Here is a 12,163-nt window from a genome sequence, read left to right as displayed (position 1 = left end):
CTTGTTACAATAAAGGGTAAGAAAGATGAAAAGTAGTGATAATCATGAGTCTATTACAACAACGTATACAGAAAATTGAACAGGATATACAAGCCGCTTGCGATCGGAGCGGGCGAAACAGAGCCGATGTTACGATCGTAGCCGTCACAAAATCAGTGTCAGCCGCAAGGACTTCCGCGGTACTGGAAGCAGGCATCCGTCAGCTCGGTGAAAATCGTGCGGAGGGTCTTCTCGGTAAACAGGAAGCGATTCCAAATGGTGCCGAATGGCATTTCATCGGCAATGTCCAAAGCAGGAAAGTCAAGGATATCATCAATCGGATTGACTATTTACATTCAGTCGATCGGTTGAGTATTGCCAAAGAAATCCAAAAGCGGGCGGATCATCGAGTTGACTGTTTTATCCAAGTGAATGTTTCCGGTGAAGAAAGTAAATCCGGGATCACCCCTTCCGAACTTAACCAGTTTATCGAAGAAGTGGGAACTTACGATAAAATCCGGATCGTCGGTCTGATGACAATGGCACCTTTCACTGAGAATAACGATGAAATCCGTACGATTTTCCGTTCGTTGAGAGAACTTCGTGATGGAATTGCCGCACGAAATCTACCTTTTGCACCGTGTCCATACTTGTCCATGGGAATGTCGAATGACTACATTATCGCAATCGAAGAAGGTGCAACCCATGTTAGAATCGGAACTGCACTTGTCGGAGCAGAAAGCGAGGAAGACGGATGAGCATCAAAAACAAATTCGAGAAATGGTTTTATCTTGAAGACGAAGAAGATGAAGTGCAGGAGAAACCTCAACCCCGCCGTGAAGAACAACAGCTACATGTGCAAGAACAACCACGCAGGGTCCCACCGAGAAAACAACCGGTAGAAGGTCAACAAACGCGCAATGTTGTAAGTTTACAAAGCATCCAGAAATCATCCAAGGTTGTACTTGCCGAACCCCGTGTCTATGCGGAAGCGCAAGACATATCTGAGCATCTGAAGAACAAACGGGCAGTCGTTGTCAACTTGCAGCGAATTGAACGAGACCAAGGAATCCGGATCGTCGATTTCCTGAGCGGAACCGTCTATGCGCTTGGCGGGGACATACAGCGAATCGGTACGGACATTTTTCTTTGCGTCCCTGAGAACGTGGAAGTTGCAGGGGCGATTTCCGATTATTTTGAACGTTAGACTTTGAATGAGGTGTACGAATTAGCATGTCAACTACCATTTTATATTCGATTTATAAACTTATTGCAAATGCAATCCAAATTTACTCGGTACTCCTCATCATTTATATTTTAATGTCTTGGATACCTTCGTCACGCGAAACAAAATTCGGTCGATTGCTTGAAAAGATTGCAGAACCTTATTTAGGTTTTTTCAGGAAGTTCATTCCACCACTCGGCATGATTGATATTTCGCCAATTGTAGGGTTATTCGCATTAAATTTAATCTCAAGGGGAGTTTGGGAAGTATTCAGGCTGTTTTTCTAAAAAAGATTGAATGATGAAAGGATCCTCACTTAGGTGAGGATTTTTGTATAAGGAGAAAGAAAATGGAAACTATACTACAGCATTTCCGCAAAGACGAACAACCCTTCATAGAAATGGCTATCGGTTGGATCCGTGAAGTGGAAGATACATATGCCCCTAAATTGACCGGATTCCTAGATCCACGGCAACAATTCATTGTTGAGTCACTCGCACACGGTTCCGATCTCCAAGTCGGATCGAGTGGTGCATTTTCTGAAGCGGAGCGGCAAAGGATGCTTATTTATCCAGATTATTATGTTCCGGAATCAACCGATTATCAGATTGCATTGTTCAATGTAAAATATCCAGCCAAATTTATGAAGCTCGAACATCGAGACATTCTTGGCTCCATGATGTCGCTCGGGATTGACCGTTCGAAATTTGGGGATATCCGAATTTGGGAAGATGTGGTCCAGTTTACAGTCGCCGATGAATTAAAAGATTATATGACCGCGAACTTCACTTCCATCGGGAAATCGAAAGTGACGGTCGAAGAGAATGATCGACCGGAAGAGTGGCTTCAATCTGCGGATACTTGGACGGAGGACTTACATATCGTTAGTTCGATGCGGCTCGATGTCGTTGTAGCAGCCCTTGCGAATATTTCGCGTCAAAAAGCGGCTACGCTCATTCATGGTGAAAAAGTGAAAGTGAATTGGGCGGTACGGGATCAACCCGCCTTTGAATTGCAAGAATCCGATATGCTTTCCATAAGGGGAGCGGGCAGATTTAAAGTGGTGGGTATCGAAGGTAGGACAAAAAAGGACAAAATCCGTCTCAGTATTGGGAAGTTAGAATGATTTTTCAGATTATGGGTGAAGATAATGCTGTCTTCTCTTGTTTCAACATGTATAATAGAGAAAGAATTACGCTAAAGGGGAGATGCGACGAATGGCTCTATCACCACTTGATATACATAACAAGGAGTTTAGCAGTAAATTCCGTGGGTATGACGAAGATGAAGTCAATGAATTTCTAGAACAAATCATGAAAGACTATGAAAACGTCCTGGAAGAAAATAAAGAACTAAAAAATAGCTTGAAACAAACGAAAGAACAAGTATCACACTTCAATTCAATCGAGGATACATTGCAAAAATCCATCTTGGTCGCCCAGGAAGCGGCAGAAGATGTCCGTCGCAACTCCATGAAAGAATCGAAGTTGATCATCAGAGAAGCAGAAAAGAATGCCGATCGGATTGTCCATGAGGCACTTTCCCGCGCACGTAAAATATCCGTAGAAATCGAAGACTTGAAAAAGCAATCCAAAGTGTTCCGTACACGTTTTAAAATGCTTATCGAAGCGCAGCTTGATCTGATACAGTCGGATGATTGGGATAATTTATTGGAATACGAAATCAATGCGGAGCGGTTGGAAGCGGTCGCTGACGAAGAACTATAAGTCATTGATGAAGTTTTTTGGGCAATGTTCAGGTGAAGAAGCTTGACTTTCAGTATAATTGACCCATATAATAATGTGCATATATTCACAATAGGCGTTGAAAGAGAAAGTACTTTCCAAAATTGTATGAAGCGAGCCGGGGATGGTGGGAGCCTGGTCTACAATTGGAAACGAAAATCACTCCCGAGCTGGATAGCGGAATGCTTAGTACGCTACTCCCGGTTACACCCCGTTACGGTGTCTGAGTGGCAACAAATCTGTTTGTTGCAAGTAGGGTGGTATCGCGAGAATGACTCCTCGTCCCTTTTTTAGGGACGGGGATTTTTTATTTTCATTCAGCAAGTGTCCAAACACTTGCTGAATGAAGAATGGAAGGCAGTCTAAGTTCCCGACGTCCTGAAAGTGCTTTAATTTCTGCAAAGAACGCAGAAATTAAGGCAAATCGAACTCTTCGCTGTTCGATTTGCAATTGATTGAAATCTAAGGAGGAAATCAAATGGAATATAAAGATACGTTACTGATGCCGAAAACTGAATTTCCGATGCGTGGAAATTTACCAAACAATGAACCAAAGATGCAAGCAAAATGGGATGAGATGGATATTTACAGCAAAGTACAGGAACGCACGCAAGGCCGCCCGTTTTTTGTTTTGCATGATGGACCGCCATATGCAAACGGAGACTTACATATGGGCCATGCATTGAACAAAGTGTTGAAAGACATGATTGTCCGTCATAAATCGATGACTGGATACCATGCACCATATGTTCCGGGTTGGGATACACATGGTTTGCCGATCGAACAAGCGCTTGTCAACAAAGGCGTGAAACGGAAAGAACACTCCATTGCGGAATTCCGAAAAATGTGTGAAGACTATGCCTATAGCCAGATCGACAATCAACGTACCCAGTTTAAACGAATTGGCGTACGTGGGAATTGGGAAAATCCTTATATCACATTGAAGCCTGCGTTTGAAGCGCGTCAAATCCAAGTGTTCGGTGAAATGGCGAAAAAAGGGTATATCTATAAAGGCTTAAAACCGGTATTCTGGTCCCCGTCAAGTGAATCAGCATTGGCTGAAGCGGAAATCGAATACCAAGACAAGAAATCCCCATCTATTTATGTTGGTTTCCCTGTGAAAGACGGGAAAAATGTTGTTGAAAATGATGTTCAATTCTTAATTTGGACGACGACTCCGTGGACGATTCCGGCAAACTTAGGGATTTCCGTACATCCTGAATTTACGTATATCATCGTCAAAGTCGGAGAGCAGAAATTCCTAATCGCCAAAGATCTCCTTGCTTTCGTAGCGGAAGAAATCGGTTGGGAAGATTATTCTGTCGAACGCGAATTGAAAGGTTCCGAGTTGGACCGCGTTGTAGCAAAACACCCATTGTATGATCGTGATTCACTTGTCATGCTAGGTGAGCATGTCACAGCGGAAGCGGGGACAGGTTGTGTCCATACGGCGCCTGGTCACGGGGAAGACGACTTCTACATTTCCAAATCTTACGGCTTGGATGTGCTTTCTCCGGTGGATGATAGAGGTGTCATGACAGACGAAGCACCTGGTTTTGAAGGCTTATTCTATGATGACGCCAATAAAGCGATTACGGAAGCGCTCGATAAAGTAGGGGCATTACAGAAATTATCCTTCATCACGCACTCGTATCCGCATGATTGGCGTACGAAAAAGCCGGTCATTTACCGTGCGACTGCTCAATGGTTCGCTTCCATCGAATCATTCCGTCCAGAGTTACTAGAAGCGATCCGCAATACGAAATTCACGCCATCATGGGGTGAAACACGTCTGTATAATATGGTCCGTGATCGTGGTGACTGGTGTATTTCCCGTCAACGGGTATGGGGTGTTCCGATTCCGGTCTTTTACGCGGAAAATGGTGAGCCGATCATTACGGATGAAACGATTGAACATGTTTCACAACTATTCCGTGAACATGGTTCCAATGTTTGGTTTGAACGGGAAGCGAAAGATCTCCTTCCAGAAGGATTCACACATGAAGGCAGCCCGAACGGCCAATTCACAAAAGAGACAGATATTATGGACGTTTGGTTCGACTCCGGTTCAACACATCAAGGAGTTCTCGAAGAACGAGATGATCTCGTTTACCCAGCTGACTTATACTTGGAAGGATCTGACCAGTACCGCGGATGGTTCAACTCCTCATTGACAACAAGCGTTGCCATGAACGGCCATGCACCTTATAAAGGTCTGTTGAGCCATGGGTTCACTTTGGATGGCAATGGACGCAAAATGAGTAAATCACTTGGGAACGTTATTGTACCTGCTAAAGTGATGAACCAGCTTGGAGCGGATATTCTCCGCCTATGGGTATCTTCTGTCGATTACACGGCAGATGTACGCGTTTCGGATTCGAACTTCAAACAAGTTTCAGAAGTGTATCGGAAAATCCGGAATACGCTTCGTTTCCTACACGGGAATACATCTGACTTCAATCCTGCGACGGATGCTGTCGCTTTTGCGGATTTACGTCCAGTTGACCAATTCGTCTATGTACGTTTACAGGATCTGATCAAAGAAGTGCGTGAGGCTTATGAGAATTATGAATTTGCAGGCGTCTACCATGCGGTCAATAATTTCTGTACGGGCGAATTGAGCTCGTTCTATCTCGACATTGCAAAAGACGTTGTTTACATTGAAGGCGTGGATCACCCGCACCGCCGGGCGATGCAAACCGTTATGTACGATACATTGTTGGCATTGCTGAAACTATTGACACCGATCATTCCGCATACGACGGATGAGATGTGGGCGTATATGGCACATGTCGATGTGGAAAGCGTACAGTTGACTGATATGCCGGAAGCAGAGGATCTTGGAGAAGAAGCACAGGCATTACGAGATCGTTTCGCTACGCTGATGCTCATCCGTGATGATGTATTAAAAGCACTTGAAGAAGCACGGAATGAGAAAGTGATCGGAAAATCGCTCGAAGCGAAAGTGACGGTAGCACTTCCAGAAAATTTACAAGGTGTTTTTGCAGCAGACGATATCGACTACGCACAATTCTTCATCGTATCCAATTTTGCTGAAGGTGATGTGAATCACATGCCTGAAGGGACTTTGAAACTCGATACGGTAAGTGTCCTCGTGGAGAAAGCAGAAGGTGAAAAATGTGAACGTTGCTGGACGATTTCAGAAACAGTCGGACAGGACGATACACATTCTACACTTTGTACACGCTGTGCAGATGTTGTGAAAAAATATTACGCATAATGATCAAAGCGGCTGTGACGGTCTTTTTAGAAAGACTAGTCACAGCCGCTTTTTTGGTGTTAAATCGGTGGACATATCCTGTAAAGTGGCACCTTACAGGGTAGTTCATTCAACGGTAACTTCATTTTCCCGATCCTTATACCACTTCACAAATGCATTTGCGAACTCTATTGGCACATCATCCACACCTGCATGACGGATTGGCTTTCCTCTATTTATTGTTCGAATCGATGCAAGGCCCAACCTTTTTTGAACGAGGTTTCGTGTCACATTTACTTCGATCACTTTTTCTCGTTTTGAGATGAATAAGGAAGTCTTTAACACGCCTTTTTTAAACTGCATAAAGTGCTTATTCATTCTATAGCGGGTATGGAGAAAATCCAGCCATCTTACGCCTAAAATCCAAAACAAAAGGACTACTGATAGAATCAGCCAGGCTTGTTCTAACTTTAAAATTGTTGGCTTGAAATAAAGCAAAAATCCCGTCACTATGAGCCAAAACCAGCTTGGCCACAGCATGCGCAGCCAAAACACCTTCTTTGGAAGGCGAGTCATTTCCTTTGTGATCGCATAGGACGGCAGAATATCCGCAATCATGGCATATGCCTTGTGAACAGGCAGGAAAGGATAGAGCGTATTCACTTCGAGCTTATGTTCACCAGAGCTTAAACTGCCTAGACTTGTCAGTTTCACGCCGGCCAACCCAAACCATCTTCTCAGCAAAGACTGTTCAATTTCGATGGCCTGTACCCTTTCCTTCGAGATGGAGAATGCTGTTTCATCGATGACACCTTTCGAAATATAAATATAATCTGAATCTGAAGAGATTTCATAGTTTCCGTACTTCAAAAATGTTTTTACAATGCCGAAGGCTACGGAGGCTATGGTAAGTACAATCACAGTGATGGTCACAGCCCACGACGTGCTTATCATTCTTTCAAAAAGTCCTTCCGCTGTATGCCTCACATCAAAAATTTCATTGGTTTTGAAATAAAATGAGCCGATGAAAGGAATTAGAATTAGAAAACTTAATGATGTAAAGGATGCTTTGAAAATGTCCTTTCTTGTGGATTGAAAATGGATGATCCGATTCGGAGCATGATGCCCAACTTCCACTGGTGGCTCATCGAAACCATCATTCGGATAGACCTCGTTATGCTTCGTAGCGCTTTTAAGAAATGTTTCTATTCGCTCGGCTTCTTTTTGAGAGATAACTTTAAATGTTACAGCTGCATTGTCGCCTATCATCCCCGTTTCAAAATGGATAGAGGTCATATTAAATATACGGTGAAATAAAGGGGCACGCCGATTAATGTTTTGAATTTTAGAAAATGGAATGATTCGTTCCGACTTATTGAAAAGCCCTTTGTAAAGATGGAAAGACTTATCATCCAATTCGTATTGATGAGTAAACCATTGATAGATGATTGAAAAAACTGTCAGAACAAACACGAGAAGAAAAATAATCCGTCCATATGTAATGAAAAGCGATGTAGAATCTGCCTTTATAACATAAAGAAAAACAACGAAGAAAAAAGAGTTCTTTCCTAATTTCCCAAATTCGAACAGCATTACAAGTGGAGAGTAACGCCTTTTTTTCGTCATTGTTCCACTTCCTTAATTTTAGCGTATGTAGCAATTTGATTTCGTAATTCAATCGCCGCTCTTTTGGGAAGCGCAGGTATCGAATGGGAGGATCCCATCGTTTCAACTGAAACGGAGCAGAGGCCATATCTTCTAAGAAGAGGCCCTTGTTCTGTTGCGACCGATTGGATTTTTGTCATAGGAACGAGTTGATGCATTTCTTTTATAGCCCCTAATTTTAATTGCAAAAAATGTTCATCCACATCGTAACGCCAATTTTTGTACGATAAGAAGGGATAAATCAGCGACCAGACCCCACCAATCAACGCGAAAACGGTCAGAATGATGAGGAGCAAACGAATCCATTCTTTCCAGGAAAATCGAATATCCAGGTAAAAGAGGATGCCAAGGACGAGGAATCCGATTAAATTCGCAATCATGTCACTAATAAGCCAAACTTTGATGGCTTCCTTTGCTAAACGCTTCTGAGGTGCATTCAATGTACTAGTCAAAAAATCACCGCCTATCTTTCGCTTATAATTCATTTAAAAGATTTTGTTCGGAAGAAGATTTGCGGGCTCCTTTTCGTTTTTTCGGTTTGTTGGAAAAGGATAAATAGGTACCAATCCGTACGATTTTTTCCAAAGGACCGTAGCGGAAGTATTTGATGTAAAGACAACTGAAGGCGATTTGCATGACGAAAATTAGGATGCCGAATAGCATCGCTTCAAAAACGCCCACTTTACCGAATAAACCGAAGCCATATCCATAAAAAACGGTCGTACAAATAACTGTTTGGAAAATGTAATTCGTCAATGATAATTTACCGACCTGTTCGAAATACATGACTAAACGGGAGGTTGGGAACTTGCTGTATAGCAGTCCGATCAAGCTGATATAACCGAAAGCAAGAATAATCCCGCCAATCATGACAAAACTTGTTTGTGCGAGAAAATAACCGTACGCTTTCATACCTAACCCTAAAATGAGGCCTATTACAGCGCCAATCAAGTAATGCCTTTTCTCTTGTTGTGGACGGCGGAAGAAACCTCTTTTGGCTGCATACATCCCGAATAAAAACATCGGCGCAATCGTGAATGGCATCAATAAAAGGATGGCGCCGATTTCACCTTCACTCATACTTTGGGACAGGGGATCTTCGCTGTGATTGCGATATGTTGTGATTTCTGAATAAGAACCCGTTTGGTAAACTTCCGTTGTTGTGTGAATATACGATGTCAACAATGCCGGTTCGAGAAGTTCTTCATCCTCGGTAGGGTATAAGTTGAGAAAAGCGATTGCTAAAAACAAGACGCTTCCCCAAATGAGTAATGTTTTCGCTTTGCGATTGACAAATACAAGCAAGAACAATCCCATCACACCATAGAGCAATAAAATATCGCCATCCCATAAAAACGTGGCATGTAAAATTCCGATGATGACCAACAAGCAGGATCGTCTGAAAAGATGCCATTTGATTCTTAAGTTATTGTGGGCGAACCGTTCCCGCATCATCATCATCGAATAACCGAATAAGAAAGTGAAAATCGGCATAAAACTGCTTTCTATCGCAATTTTAGTGAAAGCATAAAAGTTTTTATCCAACGGAGATAGGGGGAATAAGTGAATCTCATCTTTGCCCCATAAGCCGTATTGGAAGATCAATAAATTTGCCAATAAGATGCCGAATAAGCTGAAACCTCGCATGCCGTCAATGATGTGAATCCGTTTCTCCATCTGTTTCTCCTCCTTCTGTTCAATACCTATCGTAACTTTCCTTGTTTTCGCCAGATGAACGTCCACCTTACTTTCACCTTAATTTTCATGTGATGTAGTAAGGTTCCGTTAAGCTTCCTATGATAGGATAAATATGGGTGATCATATGAAAAATAGTAAAATATTATTGGTAGACGATGAACAAGCGATTTTACAAATGTTAGAAATGGTCTTAACGAAGGAAAAGTTTACAAGTATTTATACTGCCACGACAGGGACGGAAGCTTTCGCAATGGTTCACAAACACGCACCGGAATTCATCGTGTTGGATGTCATGTTGCCGGATATGAATGGATTTGAGCTCTGTACAAAAATCCGGGCTTATACGGATGCTCCTATTTTATTTTTGACAGCTAGGGTTTCAGATATGGATGTATTGACAGGATTTGAAAAAGGCGGAGACGATTATGTGACGAAACCTTTCAACCCATTGGAAGTTGTCGCGCGGATAAAAGCTCATTTAAAACGCAAGCAAACATATGATCCGACGCTTGCTAACATGAACAAAAGAGTGCATCGTTTCGGAGATTGTATCGTCGATGAGGATGCAGGGGAATTGATCGTCAATGGTGTTTTGACGCCATGTCCGGCGCAAGTATTTTTGTTGCTCGTCCATTTTTGTCACAATGTCAACCGTGTGCTGTCAAAAGAACAGCTCTTTACGGCTGTATGGGGGTATGAGCATATGGCAGATGATAATACGGTGATGGTTCATATAAGGAGAATCCGAGAGCGTATTGAACCGGATCCGGGCCGTCCTATCCATTTAGTCACGGTTCGTGGTTTAGGCTATAAGTTAGTAAAGGATCCTGCTGAATGAACATCAATTATAGAATGATGTTTCAGTTCTTAACTCAATTTATCCTGAACTTTATTGCCACATTTTTGATTGTCGTCTTGTTAATTATCCTGGCGATGCATCTCATTACAAAAGACGAATTAAAATCAAATCCCCAAAAAGCGATTGTAGAAAACCTTCCTTATAGTTCTTATATCGGGGGAGATGGACAAGTTGAATTGAATGATAGTTGGAAAAGTACTTTATCCGAACATCAGATGTGGGTACAAATTATTGATGGGACGGGAGAAGTCATTTACGCATTCAATACACCGGATCATTTCCAACGCATTTATACGATGAATGATTTACTTGCCATCGAAAAAACGAATCAGTTGGGCAATTATACAGTGGATACGTATTTTGAAACGGGGAAGCCGCAGCCTTATTATTATTTATTCGGTTATATTGACAAACAGCAACAATTATTGACGGATTGGTATGATTCTTATAGTGATGCGGGCATTGTAAGAAATGATCGAAAAGAGGATCTTGAAAAAGAAGTGAGCAAGCATGAGGGCATGCTCGAAATCTATCAAGATGGAAAGTTAGTCGAAAAAATAGGAGAGAATCTTCCGACTCCGACAAAGATGCTAGATGTAGTGGGGAGTATTCATGTGCCGGGTAATTATGAAACAAAGGCATATGTGGTGAATGACAATACGGCAAATAGTGCGTGGGTTTATCATGAATTGAATGATGCATTTAAGAGCCCTTCAATTCGGTTTTTCTCCAATAGGGAGTTGCAAACTTTCGCGCTTGTTCTACTCATTAGCATGGTGATCCTCGTTGTCTTATCCATTTGGAATGGCTATCGTTATGGAAAACCTTTACTACTTTTCATGAATTGGTTAAAAATCGTTGAACAAAAGCAATATGAAGATGTGCTATCGGGAAAAGAGCATCAGAAAATTTATAAGAAAAACGGTAAGGTAAAGTTTCGGTATCGTTTGTATAAGGAAGTATTTGAAACCTTTTCCAATATGTCAGAAAAACTTTCACTTGCTGAACAAGAGAGAAAGCAGTTGGAAAGAACCCGGGAAGAATGGATGGCAGGCATTTCCCATGATTTGCGGACGCCTTTATCCAGCATCCAGGGATACGGCCATCTGTTGGAAAGTGGTCAATATGATTATACAAGAGAAGAATTACAGCAGATCGGCCAAGTCATTCGGGATAAGTCCGATTATATGGTCGATTTAGTGAATGATTTTTCACTTATTTTCCAATTGAAAAATAGCGCCATTGCGATTCAGAAAGAACGCATCGATATGAATGCTTTTATCCATGACCTGGTCGTTAAATACCAAGACGATTTCACGTTGAACAGCCATCTAATTTCTTTCGAACGATCCGATGAGCGTTGTGAAGTCGAAATCGATCCAAAATGGTTTATCCGTGTGCTCGATAATTTACTCTCAAATGCGATGAAGCATAATCCACCCCGAACGAAAGTGCATGTGAAAGTCGTTTGTAAGCAGCATACAACAATGATTATGATTATGGATAACGGAAAGGGAATGGACGAAACGTTCGTTGACCATTTATTTACACGCTATTACAGAGGAACGAGTACAGATGAACGGACAGAAGGGGAAGGTTTGGGCATGAGTATTGCCTATGCGATTGTCAAATTACATGGCGGTTCAATTGAAGTGCAATCGGAAGTGGGTAAAGGAACGACCGTAGTCATCAAGCTATGATTCGTGCTCTTGTAGTCAACTTTCACTTCAACTCTTGCGATCTGTTAGCGTGGCACCAACTGGCATCCCATG

At 42.2% G+C, this 12,163-nt stretch carries 11 protein-coding genes and 1 other annotated feature; of the genes, 8 read left to right on the top strand and 3 right to left on the bottom strand.

Annotation, left to right across the window (positions count from 1 at the left end; all coding sequences use genetic code 11):
* Positions 1 to 44 precede the first annotated feature (44 nt).
* The 6 genes from ACFPRA_RS06405 to ileS all read left to right on the top strand — a co-directional run bounded on the left by ACFPRA_RS06405 (position 45) and on the right by ileS (position 6,190).
* Entirely contained in the window at positions 45 to 737 is a 693-nt protein-coding gene (locus ACFPRA_RS06405; protein WP_381431860.1) for a YggS family pyridoxal phosphate-dependent enzyme, read from the top strand.
* Positions 734 to 1,186: a cell division protein SepF gene (locus ACFPRA_RS06400; RefSeq protein WP_239388904.1), complete on the top strand. Its 453-nt coding sequence runs from the start codon at positions 734 to 736 to the stop codon at positions 1,184 to 1,186. The genes ACFPRA_RS06405 and ACFPRA_RS06400 overlap by 4 nt, the downstream gene beginning before the upstream one ends.
* A gap of 26 nt (positions 1,187 to 1,212) precedes the next feature.
* Positions 1,213 to 1,491 (top strand): YggT family protein, encoded by a 279-nt coding sequence (locus tag ACFPRA_RS06395; protein WP_381431858.1) that lies wholly within the window; start codon positions 1,213 to 1,215, stop codon positions 1,489 to 1,491.
* 62 nt (positions 1,492 to 1,553) lie between these two features.
* Positions 1,554 to 2,330: a YlmH family RNA-binding protein gene (locus ACFPRA_RS06390; protein WP_381431856.1), complete on the top strand. Its 777-nt coding sequence runs from the start codon at positions 1,554 to 1,556 to the stop codon at positions 2,328 to 2,330.
* Between the two features lie 91 nt (positions 2,331 to 2,421).
* Entirely contained in the window at positions 2,422 to 2,931 is a 510-nt protein-coding gene (locus ACFPRA_RS06385) for a DivIVA domain-containing protein (protein ID WP_381431854.1), read from the top strand.
* 88 nt (positions 2,932 to 3,019) lie between these two features.
* Positions 3,020 to 3,239 (top strand) — a binding site (T-box leader).
* Positions 3,240 to 3,427: 188 nt separating this feature from the next.
* On the top strand, positions 3,428 to 6,190 hold the full coding sequence (gene ileS / locus ACFPRA_RS06380) for an isoleucine--tRNA ligase (RefSeq protein ID WP_381431852.1): 2,763 nt from the start codon (positions 3,428 to 3,430) through the stop codon (positions 6,188 to 6,190).
* Positions 6,191 to 6,295: 105 nt separating this feature from the next.
* Here ileS and ACFPRA_RS06375 read toward each other — a convergent pair whose 3' ends face one another.
* The 3 genes from ACFPRA_RS06375 to ACFPRA_RS06365 are packed head-to-tail and all read right to left on the bottom strand — an operon-like array spanning position 6,296 to position 9,511.
* Complete coding sequence (locus tag ACFPRA_RS06375; RefSeq protein WP_381431849.1) at positions 6,296 to 7,795, bottom strand: PH domain-containing protein; 1,500 nt, start codon at positions 7,793 to 7,795, stop codon at positions 6,296 to 6,298.
* A complete protein-coding gene (locus ACFPRA_RS06370; protein WP_381431847.1) occupies positions 7,792 to 8,286 on the bottom strand; it encodes a PH domain-containing protein in 495 nt (164 codons plus the stop codon). Before ACFPRA_RS06370 ends, ACFPRA_RS06375 begins: the two co-directional genes overlap by 4 nt.
* Before the next feature lie 22 nt (positions 8,287 to 8,308).
* On the bottom strand, positions 8,309 to 9,511 hold the full coding sequence (locus tag ACFPRA_RS06365; protein ID WP_381431845.1) for a DUF418 domain-containing protein: 1,203 nt from the start codon (positions 9,509 to 9,511) through the stop codon (positions 8,309 to 8,311).
* A gap of 145 nt (positions 9,512 to 9,656) precedes the next feature.
* Between ACFPRA_RS06365 and ACFPRA_RS06360 the strand changes: the two genes are divergently transcribed.
* Entirely contained in the window at positions 9,657 to 10,370 is a 714-nt protein-coding gene (locus ACFPRA_RS06360) for a response regulator transcription factor (protein ID WP_381431843.1), read from the top strand.
* Positions 10,367 to 12,091 (top strand): sensor histidine kinase, encoded by a 1,725-nt coding sequence (locus ACFPRA_RS06355; protein WP_381431842.1) that lies wholly within the window; start codon positions 10,367 to 10,369, stop codon positions 12,089 to 12,091. The genes ACFPRA_RS06360 and ACFPRA_RS06355 overlap by 4 nt, the downstream gene beginning before the upstream one ends.
* Positions 12,092 to 12,163: the final 72 nt, after the last annotated feature.

It is taken from the genome of Sporosarcina soli, assembly GCF_042655805.1.
GTDB lineage: Bacteria > Bacillota > Bacilli > Bacillales_A > Planococcaceae > Sporosarcina > Sporosarcina soli.
Note: the sequence above shows the minus strand (reverse complement) of the source record. Positions and strands in the feature narration are given on the sequence as shown.